Origin of the sequence: Novipirellula rosea, from assembly GCF_039541335.1 — a bacterium.
GTDB classification, from domain to species: domain Bacteria; phylum Planctomycetota; class Planctomycetia; order Pirellulales; family Pirellulaceae; genus Novipirellula; species Novipirellula rosea.
This window is the reverse complement of sequence record NZ_BAABGA010000046.1, coordinates 180,872-201,684: the sequence shown is the minus strand read 5'-3', so window position 1 is coordinate 201,684 and position 20,813 is coordinate 180,872. Positions and strand designations below refer to the sequence as shown.

Sequence of the window (20,813 nt, the reverse complement as noted above, 5' to 3'; positions counted from 1 at the left end):
CAAGTCGCACATTCAAACGATATAATCGTGGTCACTACCCGAAGGTCAAACCATGGCTGCCGAAATTCACCAAACCGAAAACCCTGCGAAACCAGACATGGCCAAGAAAGCGGGACTGTTTTTGCTTGTCGTCGCCGTGGCCATCATCGGCTACATCCAGTTTGGTCATTTGCTGAATCTTGAGTCGCTCGCCCAACAAGAAGCTCAGCTGCGTACGTTCCAAGCCGATCATCCCGTATTGGTCTATGGTGTCGCGTTTGGGGTTTATGTACTCGCCACCGGGTTGTCGATTCCCGGGGCGGCGGTGTTGACGCTGGTTTATGGTTGGTACTTTGGTTTGGTTCGTGGATTGGTCCTGGTCAGTTTCGCATCGACCGCCGGCGCCACGATGGCGTTTCTGTTGAGCCGATTCTTGTTTCGCGACGCGATCCAGAATCGATTTGGCGAGCGGCTGAAAAGTTTTAATGAATCGCTCGAACAGGAAGGGCCTTTCTTTTTGTTCACGTTGCGGCTGATCCCTGCAGTCCCGTTTTTTGTGATCAATGCCGTGATGGGGTTGACGCCGATTCGCACTCGTACGTTTTGGTGGGTCAGCCAACTCGGAATGCTGGCGGGGACCGCCGTTTACGTCTACGCAGGATCGAGTGTTCCCGATCTGCAGACACTGGCGGATAAAGGCATTGCTGCGGTATTTACGTCAAGTCAGCTCTGGCAGATTGGCAGCGCTTTTGTGCTGCTTGGTGTTTTTCCGTTGGGCGTTCGTTTTACGATGAAGTTTATTCAGCGAAAGCGAGTACAACCTGCATGAATTCAGTTTGATATGTTGAGGACAACCGAACACGCTAACACGACGACTTCGTTCAGTGCCAATTAACGTCGGTCTTTCTCGCTATTGGTCTGTTTTGGGTTATTCCTCCATTTACTCAGGAAATCCTGATGACTGATTTCTTTACGCGAAGTTTGATTGTCCACGAGCAACTGCGTGGCAAGATCGGAATGCATTCGCGGATGCCGGTGAAAACGGCCGACGATTTGTCGATTGCATATACTCCGGGGGTTGCACGGCCCTGTGAGGTGATCGCGAAAGATCCTGCCCGAGCATGGGATTTGACCATCAAAAATAACTCCGTCGCGATCGTCAGTGACGGGTCAGCAGTGTTGGGGCTGGGGAACATCGGTGCCCATGCGGCCATCCCGGTGATGGAGGGCAAAGCACTGCTGTTTCGCGAGTTCGCAGGGATCGATGCTTGGCCCATTTGCCTGGATACCCAAGATACTCAAGAGATCATTGATACGGTGCGCCGGATTGCTCCGGTTTTCGGTGGCATCAATCTCGAAGACATCGCGGCCCCCAAGTGCTTTGAAGTCGAAAAACAATTGCAAGACTTGGGCATTCCCGTTTTCCACGATGATCAACATGGTACGGCGATCGTGCTGTTAGCCGCGTTGATCAATGCCGCGAAAGTGATTGATCGCAAACTGACCGACATGCGAGTGGTGATCAATGGCGCCGGTGCTGCGGGAACGGCGATCGCCCGACTGCTGCGCTGTGTGGGGCATGATCCTAGCGTCTGCCGAGCGGTTCTTGACGTCGTCGTCTGTGATTCACGCGGCGCGATTCATCGGGACCGCGAGGGATTGTCACCCGAGAAAACACAGCTGTTGGCTTATACGAATCGCGAAAATCGACACGGCAATCTCGCGGATGTAATGGACGATGCCGACGTCTTTATTGGAGTCAGCAAAGGCAACCTTCTAAAACCAAGTCACATCCAATCGATGTCCGCGCAGCCGATCATCCTCGCGATGGCCAATCCCATTCCCGAGATCATGCCCGCCGATGCGATCGCCGCCGGGGCTGCGATCGTGGGTACCGGACGCAGTGATTTTCCGAATCAAGTGAACAACGTGCTAGCCTTTCCCGGGATCTTTCGCGGCGCCTTGGATAGCCGCAGCAAGCGAATCAGCGAAGAAATGAAGATCGCTGCCGCTCATGCGTTGGCTGCCTGTGTACATGAACCGACTGCCGAAATGATTCTGCCCAACCCACTCGATCAAACCGTCGCACCCAGTGTCGCGGCGGCAATCCACTCCGTAGCAACCAAGACCGATAGCCCTTGATGTAACTAGCGTTGAATTGGATTCGAACCTGCCCAATCAATTGACCCGCGGATAAAACACGCCTCGCAAGACCAAGGTCTCACCAGGCGTGTTGTCACTTCGAAAACCGATTTCTATTTTCGCCGATTACGGTGACTCGACCGTCATCGCCATCACCACAGGAGCCGACCGATCGGGGCCTTTGACCAATTCGATCGTCGAGATCGGTTCGGCGCGTTTGGGGTAGACCGCGAGATAACGAATTTGACGTCCTGACAAATCAAAGGCAAATTCGGACTCCGGTACATCCACGCGTCGGATGTAATCAGCGAAATGAACTCCGTTAAGCAGTTCGTGATCTTCGCTTTCGCCGTCGGCGTAGTGAATTCGCACCATCATGCTGACCGTTTTTGCGTCGCTATAGGGGAAACCCCAACCGGAAACACCGCTGAGCAGATGGATCGCTTTGGCCGGTCCATTCAGAGGCAATGTCACAGACTTTGGCATTTTCGAAACGATCGGACTGTGGTTGCTGTTCAGCACGACCACGTTGGGCACGCTGCCATTGCGAGGATCGATCAATTGGAACGGGACGCCTTTGAACGTCTTGGGGGCCCAATCACTAAAGACAAGCCGCTCGATTTCTCCGTCGGGATTGATAAACATCCCACGGTCACTTGCGGCCGACATGACCTTGCTCAGATCCATTGCGACGTGTTTGCCACGTTGGGTCAGGAACTCGAGCAAATCGGTGAGCTCTTTGGGGTTAATCGACTTTTCGAATCCCTCGGGCATAATCGATTTTTGTGACGCCACAAGCTCTTCAATGTCTTCACGCAACACCGCGTGCTTTTTGCCTTCGGTGTCAAATAATTCGATCGCGGTCTTCGATTCTGACGCCAACATCCCATTCAGGACAAGACCGTCGAGCGTCAGCACCGTGTAAACACGAAAGTTACCTTCGACGTTTCGGCTTGGATCAAGAATATGCGTCAGTAACTCCTCTTTCGGATGAACGGCCATGCCGGTCAAGTCAGGGCCGACGGGCGAACCTTCGCCACTGTGAACATGGCATTTTCCGCAGTGAACTTTGAAAACCTCTTTACCTTTGACTGCGTCGCCTTTTGTGTGGGCAACGAACGACAGCTCTTCGAGCACCTTTTGTCGGTCGGCGTTGGGCAGCGATCCACCACTTTCAAGCAGTTTCTTGGCTTCTTCGCGAATCGATTTGTTGGGGTGCGATGCGAGCGATTGCTTTTGGTCCAAAGCAAGGTCGTTTAGCGAGGCGTCGCCATTCTTTGCTGCTTCCAACAGTGATTTTGTCGATCCGGGACGTTTCAGTAAAAGTGTCAAGCTTGCCAGCCGAACCGATGGCGTCATCGTGGCAAGTCGATCAATCAATTGAGGACCCAGCGATTCCGAACTGCTTTGCTCAAGTGCATCGAGAATGCCGTCGGCAAGTGCCGGAGGCGTTCTCGGGTTCAATTGATCCAACAGTGACGTGACCGTTTCTTCATCGGCGGGATTAAACTCGACTAATTTACGAGCGGCGTCGATTCGTTTCGCGTCAGGGGTGTCTTCGTCGCTGAGCGTTTCGACAAACGCATCGGTGATCTCTTTGCTGTACTTCTCGAACTTTTTGCTGCCCCATTGGGTGGCCAAGCGAACCAATACGCCTCGAGTTCCCGGGGATCCCTGGTCCAGAAGCGATTCCAGGTTGGATTCGAGTTCGGCAGTCATCTCGATCTTTTGATCACCTTGCCATCCATTGCTGATCCCAGCGAACACAGCGTCAATGACGGCTGGATTTGCGTTTTGCAAACTTGCAGTTAACGTTTCCATCTCGCCTGCTCGATCGCCTCGAGCGTAGTGTTCGGCAACACGCTGCGTGATTTCGAGCAGCTTCGTTGCGGGATTGGAGGTTTGGTTTTTGGCAACCGCTTGCAAGAAACCGATGCTGTTTTGCGCCGCGGCACTGGTGGCGGCATCGGGAATCCAGCGATCCGCCAAGTTGGCCGGCTCTGACAGGATTTGGGCAACGGCCTCGCCACTGGCGGTGCTTGCCGGCAAGTCGGACAACGCCAAGATCGCAGCCAGTTTAGTGTTGGCATTGGGATCACGATGAACGCCGGCGGCCAACAACGCATCGACCGACGCGGTCGACGATGGCAACACCTTGACCGCATTGTGACGGACGCCAGCCGAGGGATGATGCAGCGCCGCGAACACCGCCGAACTTGCCGCGGTATCATCCGCGTCTAGTTCACCGAGTCCCTTTAGCGTCCACAATGCATGGATTGCACCGACGTTCAGCCCAATCGCGTCGGTGGACTCGTCCTGAATCAACGCGATTAATTCTTCCGTCACATCCGTTTTGCCCCGTTCCACCAACAAACGCTGAGCGTGTTTGCGGGTCAACATCGTCGGATGAGTCAGCGCAGCCACTAATTCGCTTGGTGTCGCCTTGGACAGATCGGGACTCGGTTTTGCATCGGAACCATCGAACACCACGCGATAGATGCGTCCGTGTTTCTTGTCACGAAGCTTCGTCTCGTAAGCCGCTCCCTTGCCTGTTTCAAAACCTTGCGGCGTCGGATTGTGCTGGACAATGTAGTTGTACCAATCAATGATCCAAACTTGTCCATCGGGACCAATTTCAGCCATGATCGGAGCGGTCCATTCATCGTCGCTGGCGAGCAAGTTAAACGGACTGGTCGACGTGAATCCGCTGCCATCGTGCTTCAGCACAAACGCACCGGTCAAGTGTCCCGTAGGTCCGTTCACAAAGGCAACACGATTCCAATATTCCTGAGGGTATTCGCGAGCGGTGTACAGCGAGTGGCCTGCGGCGGCGGTGTAGCCGCCGTGATGATCGACTTGGCGAACCTTGTCCGTGATCGGATGAAAATCGTTGCTGTCCGCGATCGATGAAAGAGTTAACGACGGCGTCCATCCGCGGACTCGCTCGTAATAGCGGTTGGCGATCGGCATGAAGACACTGGGGTTTCCGTTGGCGGTCGAGCCAAAGATCAATCCTTCTTCGCTGATGCCGAGTCCCCAGGTGTTGTTATTGGTCGAGCGGATGAATTCCACCTCGGATCCATCGGGACGCATACGAAAGAAGCCCATTCGAAATGCCTGTTGGGGCTTTCCGTCGGCAACGGGTTTGGATTGGTTGTAACCCTGCATCGCCCAAATCCAGTTGTCCAATCCATACTGGAAATTGCTGACGCCACCGTGGGTGTCGCCGAGGGTCCAGTTCTTGATCAACACCTTGCGTACGTCGGCTTTGTCGTCACCGTCGGTGTCTTTTAAGTACAGTGTCTCGGTAGCGTTTTGAACGATCGCCCCGCCGTCATGGAATGTGATGCTGGTCGGGATACTCAGTTCTTCGGCAAACACGGTGAACTTGTCCGCTTTCCAATCGCCGTCGGTGTCTTCACAGATGCGAATGCGATCACGTCCCTTGCCAGTCGGTTGCAATTCGTTGGGGTAGTCGTAGGTCTCCGCGACCCACAATCGGCCTCGCTCGTCCCATGCCATACAGATCGGCTTGCCCTTCAATTCCGGCTCCGATGCAAACAGTTCGACATGAAATCCCTTGGGGACGACGAGATGCTTCATCGACTCAGCGGGTTCGAGTGGTTTTTGCATCATGTTCATCGGTTTCCCCTGCACTCCCCATTTGTCCGAGGGAGTGTAGTTCGGGATTTCGCTACCGACATCTTGGTATTCAAACGGTTTGACGTCTGCCGCAATCTTCGTCATCTCGGGAACCGGAAACGCTTGGTCTTGTAGGAAATCGCCAGCTTGTTGCGGATCCCCTTTGGCTGCCCAGCGGATGCCGCGTTCAACGAGGTTTTGAAAGCCAGGATTGGTCCAAGTCCGAGAATCATGCCCCCAGGCGGTGTAGAAAACACGCCCCTCGCCTTCGCTGCGAATCCATGTCCATGGTTCGCGGCCTTCGGCGTCGACACGATACTCGAGCACCGTGCGGTTTTTCTCGTTGTGCATGTGATGCACGTAAGTTTCGTCCCAACTTTCAAATCCATCAAATCCTTGCATCAGTGGATGCTCGGCGTTGGCGATGTCGGTGCGGAACACGCCGGTGCCATGACGCTGAAACTGGGCTCCCATCAACGCTACGATCCGGTCGTCGTTGCGAAAGCAATACGTGGCACAGTGCAGCGGTACAAAACCGCCGCCTTGCGTGACGTATTGCAACAACGCATCGGCTTGCGATTTTTCAATATGGTCGATGTTCGCGTACAGCGCCACCGCATCATATTGCCCGAGCGATTGTGGATTCAGCATTGCCAAATCTTCGCTGTAGGTCATCTCAATTCCCCGTGCCTTCAACACAGGGGCAAGCTCATCAAACCGTGGTTTGGGTTGATGGTGCCCTTGGTCGCCGAGAAACAGGACTTTTAATGGATCTGCCGCACTTGCGGATCCTGAAATGATCGATGCGATCACAAGTAACAGCAGTGCGGAGACGGAAAACGAGTGTTTCATAGTCGTGGGAGACGCAAAAAAAGGGGGGGAGGGAGAGCGGGGGCGACCGAGGTCGCCAGAAACGGGCTAATACCAGGGCCTGAAACAGGCCAATAAGCCAATAACAGGGCCCGCGGAACGATCGAGATATCGGGGACTAAGATGCGAGGACGGAGATGCGGGGACGGGCGCATTAATCCGTCAAGCATGTCGACTGTTCGCGTGACAATGTGAATTCAGGCAGATGAACCACTTTGCCACCGTTCATTGCCGATTCGTGAGCACAGATGCCAACGCAGGTCCAGTTGGCGCTGGTCACCGCGTCGGGAAGCGGACGTCGATTCTCGAGCACACTGCTGACGAACTCGTGGACGAGGTGAGGATGCGATCCACCGTGGCCGCCGCCTTGTAGGAACGACAAGTGATCGGCGTCGTGGATTTCTTGGGGCAACGTGAAACGACGAATCGGCTCGGGCAGTCGGTGGGCAAAGTCGGGAACGTCGACCTTCTCGGCAATCTCGTGCTCTGGCTTCTTCGCCGTATGGATCACGTGAGGTTCGTTTTCAACGAGCGTCCATTCAAAACTTTTCTCCGTTCCGTACACATCAAAGCTCTCGCGATACTGACGAGCGACGTCATACAAGAATCGCCAGATATGGGCGGTCAGATCGGTATCTTGGATTTTGATGTGACATGTTTCCACGGCGAACGGATTACCCGATTTCTTAGCAATGTCCTCGCGGACAGTGCCCGATCCAAAACAGCTGACGTATTCGGCCAACCCGCCGACAAGACCCAAACAGGGGCTGACGACGTGCGTTGCGTAGTGCATCGGAATCATTTTTTCCCAGTACGCAGGCCAGCCATCCATGTCTTGCGGATGTGAGGCGGCTAGGTACTGGATCTTGCCCAGCTCGCCACTTTCGTAGAGTTGTTTGATGAACAGATATTCGCGGCTATAGACCACCGTTTCAGCCATCATGTAGTGCAGTCCGGTATCCTGTACCTTCTGCACGATTTTTTGGCAGTCTTCGATGGTGGTTGCCATCGGTACCGTGCACATCACATGCTTGCCCGCGTCGAGCGCCTGTAAGGACATCCAAGCGTGATCGGGAATTGGCGAGTTGATATGGACCGCATCCACATCGGGGTCGGCAAGCAGATCATCGAACGACGTGTAGCGACCGCTGATTTCGAATTGGTTGCCACACTCATCGAGTCCCGCTTGGTCGCGGCGGCAAATCGCGACCACTTCCGCGTTTGGGTGAGCTTGATAAATAGGGATAAACTCGGCTCCAAAACCAAGTCCCACCATCCCTAAACGCAATTTCTTTGAGGTTTCTGACACGATCGGTTCTCTCTGTGAAGGATTTTGTAGTGTGATTAGGGGTTAAGTTTAAGGGACTGGCAGCCAGCGGAGTGGGCGGGCCGTCGATTGAGGAGGACTAATGAAAATCACTGGAAAACGGGGGAGCGTGCCTGCAAGCCGAGGCAACGATGGTCTGAGCCGCCGAGGCACCCAAGCTGATTTGTTCCTGCATTGTCGGTCAGCGGTGAGCTTGCGTCGATGAGATGCTACGCGAAAAGGCTGAGATATTTCACGGCGTTTTTTTGCGGTTTTGTTAGACAGATCCTCGTATAATATCTAGCTCGCTCCCTTTTTCTTGATGCCTTTAGTAGAGTTTTTGCGATGATTCGACGTCGTTCCGTCGCGCTCTTGATTGAAACCTCCAACGCGTATGCGCGAGGATTGTTGTCGGGAATCGTCGACTACATTCATTCGCATGATGCTTGGTCGATTTATTTGCCCGAACAAGAGCGGGCTGCCCCGCCGCCGGAATGGATTCGGCGTTGGAAGGGGGATGGGATCATTGCTCGGATTGAAACCAAAGAGATCGCCGAGTCGATCCAGAAGACTGGGATACCGGTTGTGGACGTCAGCGCGGCGCGTCACTATCCCGGCGTTCCATGGGTGGAAACCAATGACGCCGTCATCGCAACGCTTGCCGCAGAGCATCTGCTGCAGCGTGGGTTCAAGCATCTCGGTTTCTGTGGCGATGCAGATTTCAATTGGGCAAAATGGCGGCGAAATTATTTTCGCGACGAGGTGGAAAAGGCGGGATGTGATTTTCACTTCTATGAGACGGCAGTGAACGAGATGAATCCGTCATCGCTTGAAAATGAACGCAAACGGATTGCCCAGTGGCTCAAAAATCTACCGCGACCGATTGGTTTGCTTGCCTCCTATGACATCAAGGCGCAGCTGGTTCTGGATGTTTGCCGCGAACTCGAAATTGCGGTGCCCGAAGAGATCGCGGTGTTGGGAGTCGATAACGACGAATTACTTTGCAGTCTGGCGGATCCGCCCCTTTCCAGCGTCGTACCTAATTCGCGTAAAACCGGATTCGAAGCGGCGCGGTTACTCGACCAGATGATGAAGGGAGAGGAGGTGTCTAAGGAAGGATTATTGATCGAACCGCTGGGGGTTGAAACACGTCAATCCACCGACATTCTTGCCATCGATGATACCGATGTTGCTGCGGCGCTGCAGTTCATTCGTCAGCATGCGTTTGCCGGTATCAATGTCAACGATATCGTTCGGCATGTAAATATTTCGCGTCGTGTGCTTGAAACGCGTTTCCGAAACGTGATCGGCCGAACTCCGCACGAAGAGATCTTGCGGCAACGGATCACGCGAGTCAAAAAACTGCTTGCCGAAACCGATATGACACTTCGCCAAATCGCGACACGGACCGGATTTGAGCATACCGAATACTTGACCGTGGCGTTCAAACGCGAAACCAAGCAAACCCCCACTCAGTTCCGCAAAGACGTGACAAATAAATAGCGAGGGGAAATAGCGAGGGTGATTATCGCATCAGCTTCAAGCCCGCTTCGGTAATCGTGTAAGGCACGATTGATTCGTCACAGGCACTACCGCGATGTTTCGCAACATGCAAAGCGCGTCCCATCTTGTTTCCGTCACGAGTTTTGCCCATCAAGATGATTGTGTTGGCGTTGGACAGCACATCGCCGCTTTGAATCGGACGCACTAACAAATCATCCAGCATCACTTCGTGACTGGTGTACAGCAGCGTGCATCCGATGTCACGATGGTCGTAGGCGTGAGCCTGAATCGCTTCCTCATTCTTGCGGAATGCCACGCGGAATAGGTCGCGGGCGACCCAATCGTGCTCTTTTCTCAAGATTTGGTGATAGATGTATTCAAACATTTCGAACTGGATCGAGTCGGCGGCCTTGTCGGTCGGTTCCACTCCGTCGATCACACAGCGGCGGACGCCGTGAGCAAAGTTGCCGTAGAAAAATGCGATGGCTTGATCCAATTTCTTGGACTGCTCGTATTTCCATTCACGCCAACTGTCCGAATCGAGATCGCTGGCGGTGACACGACGTCCCGAGTGCTGGAAGATGTGCATGTAATCGCGTCGCGAGTGGGCGGCGTCCCAGATATTGGCGGCGTCCCATCGGCCATTCGCCTCAAACTCGCTCAACCGCCAATCAAAGAGTCGCTCGGCATAATCCGTGTGATTTTGAGAATCGCCACGCGAAGTCAAATCGAACAGGATACCCGACTGGCCCTCTTGTTCGATTCCCGCGTTCGCAAAACCAACTCCCAACTGAGTTTTGCCAATCCCCGAAGCTCCCATCACAACGGTCAGCGTGCCTGGGATCAATCCACCGCCGAGCAGTTCGTCGAGTTCGGGAATACCAGTTTTGAGTCGATGTGACATAGCGGGCGAGTCGGTTTTTGAGGGCAAGCGTGTGGCGGTGAGCAGCGGCGGTCATCGATGTGACCCTTGTCGTGCGAGTGAGGTTCACGCGGAACGAGCCGAGTAATTTAAAAGCCCGAGGGAAAAGGTGCTAGTGCTTTGTCACAGCCAAGAATTAGGGGGGGCCGTAGCGGAAGTCGTCAATACTTTCGTTTTCTGGGATGACCGAAACTCAGACGCGAGTTCCGCTACCTCCGAAATTGAATCGACGTCCCGACGTTTTTTTTACCGCCTGATCCCGCCGCGTTTGGGGCCCCTAGAATCTCGCGGCCCTAAAAATGGCTCAGCGAGACTGCCGCACCGCAATCAGTAACCTGGGTGCGGTATGCTGTGCATGGTTCGGACGGGGGGACTTGCCGCGACAGCATGACGCGAGCGTGCGACATCCCCTTTTTTTGCGGAAAGACAGAGAGACAGAATGCGAAAGAAAATCAATGAATCGGTCGGCTTCCTGCGATCCACGGCAATTGGGGGGATCTTTTTCTTATTGCCCTTGGCGGTGATCGGTGGCCTTTTAGGTCAGGTCTACGGGATCGTTTCTGCGGTCGCGGTGCCGCTGCAGCAGTGGATTCCTGGAAATCAGCCGTTCAGTATTGCGATCCTGTTTTCGGCGGCGGTGGCGATTTTGATCATGATGTGTTTTGCGGCGGGCGTGATCGCAAGGCGAGCGATCGGCAAGAAATTTTCATCCACCGTCGAGAAGCAATTGATCACCGTATTTCCAAAATATGCGATCTACAAAGACTTGTTGGCGGGGAATTTGAAACATGACAGCGACGGGCCAAGTTTGTCACCGGTACTGGTCTGTTGTCCCGAAGGTTACCGCATTGCGATGGAAGCGGACCGCTTGCCGGGCGGTTTAGTGGTCGTCTACTTCCCCGGAGCCCCCGATACTTGGATTGGTTCGGTCGTGTTGGTTCCCGAGTCACGCGTGTTCGCCACCGAGTTGGACTTCAATGAAACCCTCGGCGTGTTCGAGCGACTCGGCCGCGATTCAAGTCAGTTCTTGGCGCCGGTCGAAAGCTTGGCCCCCACCCTCGCCCCGGCCACCGCACATGCAGCCGAACCCCAGGTCAAGTAGCGAAAGTCGCCAAGACTTTTGGCCACTCCCCTTCGAATCCGTTCCCCTTCGAATCAAGGCGAGATCAGATCCGTTTCGGCCTGAGTGAACTCTCCCGTGATCCGTGCTTCGCTGCGGATCGTCGTTCACCCGGAGACCCCGCCGGGACATCGTCTTGTTTGCTCATAAGTCTCGCTATTCAAGCCAAATAAATATTCATTTCGACTAACCCGCGGAAACTTGAACGCGAGTCTACTGCATGATTGTTGATGAGGGGTTGGGCTAATCGAGTGTTGAAAAGCAATCGGATCAAGGATCTTCACCCGAAATCTCCGCTCGGGCAGCGTCCGCATTGTCCCGTCCACATTGTACACGGAGTTGTATATTGAGATCTCTGTTTCCCTAGGGATGGATGGGCGGTGCCGCTTTGATACGGAAAGCGGAGGGCTGAATTTGGCGAGAAAGCGATACTGCTGGGGGGCTTGCTGTCGACCGTGGTGTTTGCGGCCGCAAAAAATCTTGAATTGACTTCCTCTGGACGATTTCGCTCGCGTTCGTTCCACTCTTGGCATGACGCTTATATCGATTGATAACCTGACTATTGGCTTTCGCGGCCCTTCACTGCTTGATTCGGTTTCGGCCAAGATCGAGATGGGGCAACGTATTGGACTTCTGGGACGAAACGGCGCTGGGAAAACCACGCTAATGCGGATCCTGACCGGCGACGTCGTGCCCGACAGTGGCTCGGTTACGCTCCGTTCGGGCGCTCGCGTGGCAAGGCTGTCCCAAGAGGTGCCCCGCGATTGGAAAGGAACCATCAAGTCGATCGTGCTGGGCGAAAGCGAAGCCCACGATGACGATCCAGACTACGAAGAGGCGTGGAAGATCGAGCATGCCGCGGATTCCACGCTCTCACGCATGCAGTTAGATCCGGACGCCGACTTCCAGACTCTGTCCAGCGGCCTGAAGCGTCGTGTGTTGCTAGCACGCGCCATCTCGCGGAGTCCCGACGTGTTGCTGCTGGACGAGCCGACGAACCATTTGGATATCGCCTCGATTCTATGGCTCGAAAACTTTCTGAGCCGCTGGGAAAAGACGCTAATTTTCGTCACGCACGATCGCTCGTTCCTGCAAAACCTAGCCACGCGAATTTGGGAGATTGACCGCGGGCGGCTGTTCGATTGGTCCTGCGACTACCAAACCTTCCTGCAGCGAAAAGAACAGGCACTGGCGGCGGAAGAAAAACAAAACGCATTGTTCGATAAAAAACTGGCCGAGGAAGAAGTTTGGATTCGCCAGGGCATCAAGGCGCGTCGCACGCGAAACGAAGGTCGCGTGCGTGCGCTGAAGGCCATGCGAGAAAATCGAAGCGAGCGACGCAGCAGTGAAGGCAAGGCGAAGCTGAATCTGCAAGAGGCCCAGCGCAGCGGGGCACTGGTGGCACAGCTGAAGGATGTTTCGTTTTCGTATGAAGACAAAACCATCTTGAGCGATTTTTCGACGACGATCATGCGTGGTGACAAGCTGGGGATTATCGGTCGCAACGGAGCTGGCAAAACAACGCTCCTAAAACTGCTGCTCGGCCAACTCGATCCCCAGCAAGGCAACGTGCGATTAGGAACCAATCTGAAAATTGCCTATTTCGATCAATTGCGTGACACGCTTGATCCTGAAAAGACGGTGCAGGAATGTGTCGGTGACGGTGGGAATCAGATTCAGATCGGCGACAAAACCAAACATATCGTCGGCTACTTGCAAGACTTTCTGTTTACCCCCGAGCGTGCTCGTACCCAGATCAAGTTTTTGTCGGGAGGGGAACGCAATCGTGCCCTGTTAGCTCGATTGATGACCCAGCCCGCTAACGTCATCGTCTTGGACGAACCGACGAATGACCTGGATTCGGAAACACTCGAGATGCTCGAGGAACAGCTTGTCGAGTTTGCTGGGACCGTGTTAATGGTCAGCCACGATCGAACGTTCTTGAACAACGTCGTGACCAGCACGATTGTGTTCGAAGACGATGGCGTGAACGAGTACGTCGGTGGTTATGACGACTGGCAAGCAGCCGTCGAGCGTCGCCGCGAAAGCGAGAAGCAGCTTGCTGATTCCGCAAAGAGCGAGACGAAGAAGGAGCCGGTCGCCGCGAAACCAGCCAAGCCCGCGTCTAAAAAATTGTCGTTCAAAGACAAGCACGAGCTCGAAAAGTTGCCCGCCCGGATCGAAAAACTTGAAGTCGAGATTGCAAAACTTCACGATCGAATGTCGGATCCCGCGTTCTACCAAAAAGGTGGAGCCGAGATTGCAAAGGTCAGCAACGAACTAGCTGAACTGGAACAGCAGCTTTCTACTGCGTTCGAGCGTTGGGAAGAACTCGAGGGCTAAGCAGGAATCATTGGGTGAAATCCCGTTAGCCGTTTGGGCGCTAGCCCCGGTTGAATGTCGGAACCGTGGCTAGCGCCAAAGCGGCTAATACACGGAAAGACTCCTGACTAGCTGCTTAGGTGTACGAGCAAACGAACTGAACCTCCCCTCATCCGGACCTTTTACTCCGTAGGGAAAGTAAAATCATGGCTTTGCAAACGCCATTGAGAACGGTTCGCATTGGAACGACACGGTTATGGTCGTGGGGTGCGTTGCTTTTTGAAGCGTTCGTCATGCGATAATTGCGAGTCGATCGTCACTCGAATCGGGACTTGTTTGGGTGACAAATGGTTTCGGCAGTGTTGGCGGACTGCTTGTGTCACTTCTTTTGCCGACAGCTCGACTCCTGGAATCAGTCTTACGCGAGCGCAGACGATCATCCCCATGATCGCATTGGCTTCGCCATAGACGGCCGCGGTGTGGACCTGGGGCATCGTTTCGATCACCGCTTCGACTTCGGCTGGATAAACTTTCTCACCGCCGACGTTGATAATCTCGCCACCTCGTCCGAGCACTTTAAAGTACTCGCCATCGACCTGGACCACGTCGCCGGTGATAAACCAACCATCTTCGCTGAACGGGGATGCAGCGTTCAGGTAACCGAGCATCGTTGAGTGCGATTTGATTTGCAAGATGTTGTCCACCACGCGTGTCTGGACACCATCGCCGCCGAGTTGCATCCACAATGACGACGAGTCTTTGGACTTGGATCTCAAGATGCCGACTTCTGACAGTCCATAGGTTTGCTTGAATGTGACGTGCGGAAGTTTTTCGTTCAGTGCTGCGAGGATGTTCGCCGACATCGGTTCGGTGCCGTAAGTGATCATTTGCAGCGATTGCAGGTCATAGTCTTCCCAAGCACCGCTGATCAGCAACAGTTTTAGAAATGTGGGTGACGTGGGTAGCAGCTGCACGGCGAAGTTTTGGATCGCGGCGAGTACCGATTCGGGCGACCGGTCCGATGGCACGACGATGCATCCGCCCGTGGCCAGCGTGTGCAAGATCGTGTTGAGGCCACCAATGTGATCAAAAAGCAAAAAGGCAAGCGTTCGCATTGCTGGCCGCGATGGGCGGAATTTGTCGAGCAGTCGAGTGAAGTCGTGGACCGCAGCTTTGGGCGTGCCGGTGGATCCGGAAGAAAACAGCACAAGTCCTGGGTGAGCGGCAGCTCTTAACTTCGCATACAGTTCATGTGTCGCGGGAGAGTCGTTTTGCGTGTGGCTGATCGAGATGGTCTCGTCGTCGCCGGAGATTTCGATTGCAATCTCGCACTGCGCGATCGCTTCGTAGACTGGTTGATTCTTTCGCATCGATCCAGTCATCGGAACGATGATCGCACCGCGTTGGGTCAGAGCGACGAGGGCGGCAACGCTTTGTGGTGAAAGGTCGGCAAGCAGTGTGGTCACGCTGCCCGCGTGAATTTCATGTTCATCGAGCCGAACTTCCCACTGCTGGATTGCATCAAGCAGCCAGCGATACGAGAACGTTCGTGCTTGCCAGACAATCGCGTCATGCTGCGTGACGTCGCGAAATCGGTCTTGTAGAAAACGTGTCGGCATCAGTTCGGTGGCGGACTAAACGCCGCCCAAGTAGATGACTTGTCCGGTAACGAAATCGCTTTCCGGTCGGATGAAAAAGTCGATGACGTTATAAACATCCTCAGCGGTTCCGAGTCGCTTGATTGCTTGGCGGTCAACCAGTTGTTCTAATTTCTTCGCGGGGATACCACCGATCAAATCCGTCGCGATCGGCGATGGGCCCACGGCGTTGACCGTGATTCCAGACTTGGCAAATTCGCGAGAGAGGATTTCGGTCAGACTGACCACTGCGGCTTTTGATGCCGCGTAGGCAGACTCACCTTCGAGTTTTAGCGGTGTCGCGATACTCGCCATGTTGATGATGCGGCCAGTGCGATTGGCGAGCATTAGTTTGGCGGCTTCTTGGCAAAACAGGAAGGTCCCGATCACGTTGGTTTCAAAAACCGATCGCACGGTTTCAATCGGTGTTAGCAGGCTGTGGTTCATCGACGCGATACCCGCGTTGTTGATCAAGACATCTAACCGTCCGTGCCGCTGTTTAATTTCGTGGAATAATTGGCGTACTGCCGTTTCGTCGGACACATCCAAGCAGTGGTGCGAGTAGCGACGGAGCGATTCGGGACTCAGTCCATCGGGAGTGGCGGCACTGCGACTGCAGCCAATCACGGTCTCGCCCGCGGACAGGAATCGTTCGGCGAGATGACGTCCGATACCTCGGCTGGTTCCGGTGATCAGCAGGATGCGTTCGTTCCGCTCGGGCACAGCGTTACTCATCGGTCGATGTGTCGACTACCTTGGTCGCAAACGTCACGAGGCTGGCGATGTTTTTGAAGGGGCTGCGAGTTTCGGACATCGCCTTCTCGTCGGACAAGCGAATCGGACGCCCGAACGATTCGGAGAGTGAGGTTTCCAAATTCACCAGCAGCGTGACCATCTCGATCGAATCGAGTGAGCTTCGTGAACCCACCAGCGGCGTGCTGGCATCAAATTCCAGTTGCTGTTCCGCAGGCCGTTCGTCGTTGAGGTCCTGGAAAACAGCAGCAAAGATCTCGGTAATTTTCTCGCTGGAATTCATGACTCGCTGGATTGGCTACAAGACGGGATGACACCCTTTGGCAAAGGCCGTTGCCAAAGGGCCGATCGCTACGTAGTAAGCAGGCATCGTTGGGTGAAGTCCCGTTAGCCGCTTGGGCGCTAGTCCCGGTTCAACGCCGGAACCGGGGCTAGCGCCAAAACGGCCAATTTACTAAAAGACTGCTGTCTAGCTGCTTCGTAAGCTGCGTGTTAAGAACATGCAGCGCACCATCAGTCTAGTTGCATCGGCCTCCGCGTGAAATTGGGGGCGGCTAGCCAATGGCATCTACTTTGGTAGCGGTGCGCCGCGAGCCGTCCGGTTGCGGCGTGAAAAAACGTTCGATCTAGACTGGGCGGCTTGCGCCGCTCCGCTACAAAAAACACCCGTAAAGTGCCAATTTAGATGACATCGAAAGTCTTGACGACTTCCGCTACGGTCAAACCCCGATTTCTAATCTGGACAAAACGCTCGCTTGTCTGATCAGGGAAAGAAGTAGCGGATCCAGTTTCGTACCCCTTGGCCGGGTACGTAAGCGACCGGTTGGCCCCACAATCCTTGCCCAACTTGGACGAGGTTTCGTTCCTGGCCAAGCGTGAACAGCGAACCGATCGGCGCCGCGGTGCCGGGAGTGATGGGGGTACCGTAGACCGCAGGTGGAGCGACCGCCACGGCCGGGGCGGGGGCGAAAGTAGGGGCGGGGGCGTAGGTAGGTGGCAGCGTCGCCGGTACCGCACAGGGGTCCGATGCGTAGTAGCTGACTGGCATATACGGCGATGCGCAGGCAGCGGTGTAGGTGCTCGGAGCGGTAACGCATGGCGAATTGCCCATCGTCGCAAACTCGGTTTGCAATTCAGGCTGGGCAAGCGGCGTCAGGTCACTGCTGCTTGTCGGCGAGTAGGGAAGCGAGTTTTGTCCGCTGGACCCCGAGGCCAGTGGGGGCGGCGCTGGCGAAAATGCATTCGGGCTGGCGGGCAACGTGGTTCTCGGGGCCATCGCACCACCCCCTGAACTAGCTCCGCCCTGATTGAATGGAGATGCCGCAACGGGAGGCGACGATGGCGGCAGCGGCGGTGCCGCGGGCTGAGTGTTGGGTGGCGGCGTAAAGCTCGTCGGCGGAGCACTGTTGCTTGGACCGCTGCTACTTGGCGCCGTAGAGGGGACAGCAAAGCTGTTGGGCGGCAGTCCCATCCCCGCACCGCCTGGCGCAGCATCCGGGGGCAATTGCGGAGCGGTCACCGATTGCTGCATCATTGCTTGGCGAATTTGAGAGCGTTCGTAGTCCGAGTTGCTCGTCGCGTTGTGTGAAACTCGCGACGATTGGAACGCGTTTCCGCTTGCTTGATACGCAGTTTCACGAAACGAAGTGCTGGGGTCGCTGGACCGATAGCGATCGACCGCACTGGCGGAGCCAATCGGACGAAGACGAGTTTGCGGCGTATCGATGGATGCAGTGACTTGGCTTTGGCGTGAAAAGCCTTGCCCCTCGACACTCGCTGGTTGAGTGGCGGTGATCGCCACTGGGACGAGCATCAATAATGTGTGTCGAAGCATCCGTGTACCTTGTCCAGAGTTAGCATCATCGTTGACGCTTGATTGTTATTCTTTTTCTCTCGTTCAATGCAAGACTGATGCCGTTATGAGAATTTTGCTGAAATGCGGCAAAAATGACTCATCCGGTCTGTGAACGCCCCTCGTTTTTACAATCGCACTGTAGGAAGTTCAAAATCAATCTGGGCTAGGCTTCCAGCCTGTCATCCCTCTCAGTCAATGGAAGGACGTCGCGAAAGTCGCCAAGACTTTCGGCGGTTTGCCTCACAATCGAGCGCCGTAGCGTTTCTTGCTGCCTTGAGAACGAAGCTGACGAGGCGTTAAAAACTCGTTCTGCTATCGGGGTGGCTTACGCCGTGAGCGATTTTTAGGCTGCAAATTACAGTATTTGCGTTTCGTAGCGACGCTCGCCAGAGCGTGGATTGTTGACGCGCAAATGCGAATCACTACCTTCTGGCGAAGGTAATTACTGGGAAATCATTCACGTCGTTGGATGCTTGCCAAGAAAACGCACGATCAGCGTCAGGGTGATCGTCCCCATGATCAGGCAGATCCAGGGCGAAACCCCCAACACTGCGGGGATCGATCCAAGGAGGACACAGGCCACTGCGACCACCAGTGCGTAAGGCATCTGCGTGCGGACGTGTTGCAGGTGATCACATCCGCAAGCTCGGCTCGACAGGACGGTGGTATCGGAGATCGGAGAGCAGTGGTCGCCGAAAATCGCACCCGCCAAGACCGACCCGGTGGTTGCCAGACAGATCGCGCCGCCAGGGCCACCGCTTGGATCAAGGTCGAGTGACAGTGTGACAGAGAGCGGGGTCAGGATAGCCATCGTGCCCCAGCTGGTGCCGGTTGAAAAGGCGACAAAGCCAGCGAGGGCAAACACCACTGTGGGAAGGGCACGCGGGTCGAGTCGATCGGAAAGCAGACTTGATAGGTAGTCGCCGGTTTGCAGTGCATCCTCGCCGGTCATTCCGCTCAGTGCCCAGGCGAGCCAGAGGATGATCATCGCCGGCATCATTTGCCAGGCGCCTCGCAGGGTTCCCATGACGAGGGTCTCGAGTTCGCATTTGCCAAACTTTGCATGGGTCAGCCAGGCGGTAGCAAGTCCCACCGCACCGCCGATGATCAGGGCAAGATACGATTTCCCGTTGCCGAGAATTTCAATCGTATCCTGCAACACGCTGGCCGACGCGGCGCTGGCGCCGGGTTGCCAGCCCGTCACCACCAACGTCGCTACTAGCGCCGTGATGCACGCCACGATCGGTAAGACCGCCGCGAGCCAAAGGAGTGGCGGACGAGGGAGTGTTGTTGTTTCCCGATCCGCGGTTGGGTTGTGGGGCGAGCGGTCTATTGACGCTTCTTCGGCTCGTTTCATCGCTCCAAAATCGCGTCCCGTGATCGAGACCAAAAACACCATCACGATCGCCAGGATCGGATAGAAACGATACGGAATCGACTGGATAAATAACGCGAACCCCGCGGACGGGGCGGTGACCCCTGCGTCAGCGAGTCCCTCGCTCATGTAGCTGATTTCGATTGCCGCCCAGGTGCTGACTAGGGAAAGGCCTGCGACGGGAGCCGCCGTGCTGTCGACAAGGTAGGCCAATTTCGAGCGTGAGAGTCCGAAGCGGTCGGCCGTGGAACGCATCGTTCCGCCAATCAGTAGCGTGTTGGCGTAGTCGTCAAAAAAGATGGCCAATCCGCTGACAGAAATCATCGCTTGGGCGCTTCGTCGCGAGCGAATCCAGCGAGAAAGCTTCGCGATCAGCGCCTCGATCCCTCCGCCGATTTCCATCACTCCTACCATCGCACCGAGTAAAAGCGTGAAGGCGAGCGTTTGCAGATGATCAAAGTTGCGAAGGCTGGCGTCGATCGCGCCGGCAAAGATGAAAAACGAATCGAGGAGCGATTTTTCTGGGTCGGCGCGCGCAAGCAGCACCGCACCGGCAAACACACCCGCTGCGAGGGGGAGGACAACTCGACGCGTCGCAATTGCAAGGAAGATTGCGACCAATGGCGGCACTAGGCTCTCAAATCCGTGTTGAACCGGATCAGCCAAGGCCAGCATTCCTAGCTCTTCGCTCCGGCAGTGCCAAGAACGGGAGGAACAAGAAAGCAGTCATCGTCACGTGCCGGAGCGTTTTGCAGGGCTTGATCATTGGTCAAGCTTGGCTGCAATTCGTCGGCGCGCCAGCGATTGTCGACGTCCAGCGCCGTTGTCATCGGTTCGATGTCCTCGGTGTCGAGTTCAGACAATTGCTCAACGAACCCCAGGATCTTGGTGATCTGGGGGCCGATCGCATTGACTTCATCGTCGGAAAGCTCAAGACGAGCCAGCATCGCTAGTCGCCGAACATCATCCGCAGAGAGGGCCATCGATTTTTCCTCGTGATTGGGTTTAAACGCCCGTCACACGCTAATAACGCACTATTTCTTGGCGCCACTAACGTCAAACGGTTTGGTTTTCACCGTCTTGCGGACTGCGCCACTGCGGATGCATTGAACGCAAATTCGCATTGTCTTGTTTTGGCCATTAGGCATGGTGACATGCACTTTCTGGAGGTTAGGGACGAATTTCCGGCGTGTACATCCGGTGATCTTCGTACCAACACCACCAAGGTATTTGGCCTTACCACGTGTTTCGATTCGGTTGCCCATTTGGACGCTCTTACCGCACGTTTCACATTGCCGTGCCATCGATCTTCTCCGCCACTTAGCGTGGTAAAAAGCAAAATTTCAAGTTCTGGGAAGCCCGGCACTATAGCGATCGATGCTTCCCA

The 20,813-nt window shown here is 55.1% G+C and carries 15 protein-coding genes; 5 read left to right on the top strand and 10 right to left on the bottom strand.

Going from position 1 to position 20,813, the window contains the following annotated elements; genetic code table 11:
• Positions 1-52: 52 nt before the first annotated feature.
• On the top strand, positions 53-808 hold the full coding sequence (locus tag ABD971_RS18380) for a TVP38/TMEM64 family protein (protein WP_345324412.1): 756 nt from the start codon (positions 53-55) through the stop codon (positions 806-808).
• Between the two features lie 128 nt (positions 809-936).
• The gene (locus ABD971_RS18375) at positions 937-2,121 is read left to right on the top strand and encodes an NAD(P)-dependent malic enzyme (protein WP_345324411.1); all 1,185 of its coding nucleotides are present in this window, start codon (positions 937-939) and stop codon (positions 2,119-2,121) included.
• Between the two features lie 126 nt (positions 2,122-2,247).
• Here the strand turns inward: ABD971_RS18375 and ABD971_RS18370 are convergent, their stop codons facing one another.
• Both ABD971_RS18370 and ABD971_RS18365 read right to left on the bottom strand, forming a co-directional pair.
• A complete protein-coding gene (locus tag ABD971_RS18370) occupies positions 2,248-6,615 on the bottom strand; it encodes a PVC-type heme-binding CxxCH protein (protein WP_345324409.1) in 4,368 nt (1,455 codons plus the stop codon).
• A 172-nt stretch (positions 6,616-6,787) separates the two neighbouring features.
• Entirely contained in the window at positions 6,788-7,909 is a 1,122-nt protein-coding gene (locus tag ABD971_RS18365; RefSeq protein WP_345324521.1) for a Gfo/Idh/MocA family protein, read from the bottom strand.
• 375 nt (positions 7,910-8,284) lie between these two features.
• Between ABD971_RS18365 and ABD971_RS18360 the strand changes: the two genes are divergently transcribed.
• Positions 8,285-9,442 (top strand): XylR family transcriptional regulator, encoded by a 1,158-nt coding sequence (locus tag ABD971_RS18360; protein ID WP_339940751.1) that lies wholly within the window; start codon positions 8,285-8,287, stop codon positions 9,440-9,442.
• 22 nt (positions 9,443-9,464) lie between these two features.
• Here the strand turns inward: ABD971_RS18360 and ABD971_RS18355 are convergent, their stop codons facing one another.
• Entirely contained in the window at positions 9,465-10,346 is an 882-nt protein-coding gene (locus ABD971_RS18355) for an RAD55 family ATPase (RefSeq protein WP_345324406.1), read from the bottom strand.
• A 457-nt stretch (positions 10,347-10,803) separates the two neighbouring features.
• On the opposite strand from ABD971_RS18355, the gene ABD971_RS18350 reads away from it, so the two are divergent.
• Positions 10,804-11,466, top strand: coding sequence for a DUF502 domain-containing protein (locus ABD971_RS18350; protein WP_339940747.1), 663 nt, complete (start codon positions 10,804-10,806; stop codon positions 11,464-11,466).
• Positions 11,467-12,015: 549 nt separating this feature from the next.
• Complete coding sequence (locus ABD971_RS18345) at positions 12,016-13,827, top strand: ATP-binding cassette domain-containing protein (protein WP_345324403.1); 1,812 nt, start codon at positions 12,016-12,018, stop codon at positions 13,825-13,827.
• A 233-nt stretch (positions 13,828-14,060) separates the two neighbouring features.
• Here the strand turns inward: ABD971_RS18345 and ABD971_RS18340 are convergent, their stop codons facing one another.
• The 7 genes from ABD971_RS18340 to rpmB form a co-directional block, all read right to left on the bottom strand.
• Entirely contained in the window at positions 14,061-15,425 is a 1,365-nt protein-coding gene (locus ABD971_RS18340) for an ANL family adenylate-forming protein (protein ID WP_345324401.1), read from the bottom strand.
• A 15-nt stretch (positions 15,426-15,440) separates the two neighbouring features.
• Positions 15,441-16,178: an SDR family NAD(P)-dependent oxidoreductase gene (locus ABD971_RS18335; RefSeq protein WP_345324399.1), complete on the bottom strand. Its 738-nt coding sequence runs from the start codon at positions 16,176-16,178 to the stop codon at positions 15,441-15,443.
• Positions 16,171-16,479, bottom strand: coding sequence for a hypothetical protein (locus ABD971_RS18330; RefSeq protein WP_339940721.1), 309 nt, complete (start codon positions 16,477-16,479; stop codon positions 16,171-16,173). Before ABD971_RS18330 ends, ABD971_RS18335 begins: the two co-directional genes overlap by 8 nt.
• A 480-nt stretch (positions 16,480-16,959) precedes the next feature.
• A complete protein-coding gene (locus ABD971_RS18325; RefSeq protein WP_345324397.1) occupies positions 16,960-18,030 on the bottom strand; it encodes a hypothetical protein in 1,071 nt (356 codons plus the stop codon).
• Positions 18,031-18,508: 478 nt separating this feature from the next.
• A complete protein-coding gene (locus ABD971_RS18320) occupies positions 18,509-20,092 on the bottom strand; it encodes a Na+/H+ antiporter NhaC family protein (protein WP_345324395.1) in 1,584 nt (527 codons plus the stop codon).
• A gap of 11 nt (positions 20,093-20,103) precedes the next feature.
• On the bottom strand, positions 20,104-20,409 hold the full coding sequence (gatC, locus tag ABD971_RS18315) for an Asp-tRNA(Asn)/Glu-tRNA(Gln) amidotransferase subunit GatC (RefSeq protein WP_339940715.1): 306 nt from the start codon (positions 20,407-20,409) through the stop codon (positions 20,104-20,106).
• A gap of 51 nt (positions 20,410-20,460) precedes the next feature.
• The gene (gene rpmB, locus ABD971_RS18310; RefSeq protein WP_008689692.1) at positions 20,461-20,730 is read right to left on the bottom strand and encodes a 50S ribosomal protein L28; all 270 of its coding nucleotides are present in this window, start codon (positions 20,728-20,730) and stop codon (positions 20,461-20,463) included.
• Positions 20,731-20,813: the final 83 nt, after the last annotated feature.

What these genes read in the sequence shown, in the direction of transcription:
- ABD971_RS18350 (WP_339940747.1), top strand. Translation starts at nt 10,804, where the DNA reads ATGCGAAAGAAAATCAATGAATCGGTCGGCTTCCTGCGATCCACGGCA.
- gatC (WP_339940715.1), bottom strand. Translation starts at nt 20,409, where the DNA reads ATGGCCCTCTCTGCGGATGATGTTCGGCGACTAGCGATGCTGGCTCGT.
- ABD971_RS18355 (WP_345324406.1), bottom strand. Translation starts at nt 10,346, where the DNA reads ATGTCACATCGACTCAAAACTGGTATTCCCGAACTCGACGAACTGCTC.
- ABD971_RS18345 (WP_345324403.1), top strand. Translation starts at nt 12,016, where the DNA reads ATGACGCTTATATCGATTGATAACCTGACTATTGGCTTTCGCGGCCCT.
- ABD971_RS18380 (WP_345324412.1), top strand. Translation starts at nt 53, where the DNA reads ATGGCTGCCGAAATTCACCAAACCGAAAACCCTGCGAAACCAGACATG.
- ABD971_RS18325 (WP_345324397.1), bottom strand. Translation starts at nt 18,030, where the DNA reads ATGCTTCGACACACATTATTGATGCTCGTCCCAGTGGCGATCACCGCC.
- ABD971_RS18370 (WP_345324409.1), bottom strand. Translation starts at nt 6,615, where the DNA reads ATGAAACACTCGTTTTCCGTCTCCGCACTGCTGTTACTTGTGATCGCA.
- ABD971_RS18335 (WP_345324399.1), bottom strand. Translation starts at nt 16,178, where the DNA reads ATGAGTAACGCTGTGCCCGAGCGGAACGAACGCATCCTGCTGATCACC.
- ABD971_RS18340 (WP_345324401.1), bottom strand. Translation starts at nt 15,425, where the DNA reads ATGCCGACACGTTTTCTACAAGACCGATTTCGCGACGTCACGCAGCAT.
- ABD971_RS18360 (WP_339940751.1), top strand. Translation starts at nt 8,285, where the DNA reads ATGATTCGACGTCGTTCCGTCGCGCTCTTGATTGAAACCTCCAACGCG.
- rpmB (WP_008689692.1), bottom strand. Translation starts at nt 20,730, where the DNA reads ATGGCACGGCAATGTGAAACGTGCGGTAAGAGCGTCCAAATGGGCAAC.
- ABD971_RS18365 (WP_345324521.1), bottom strand. Translation starts at nt 7,909, where the DNA reads ATGGTGGGACTTGGTTTTGGAGCCGAGTTTATCCCTATTTATCAAGCT.
- ABD971_RS18330 (WP_339940721.1), bottom strand. Translation starts at nt 16,479, where the DNA reads ATGAATTCCAGCGAGAAAATTACCGAGATCTTTGCTGCTGTTTTCCAG.
- ABD971_RS18375 (WP_345324411.1), top strand. Translation starts at nt 937, where the DNA reads ATGACTGATTTCTTTACGCGAAGTTTGATTGTCCACGAGCAACTGCGT.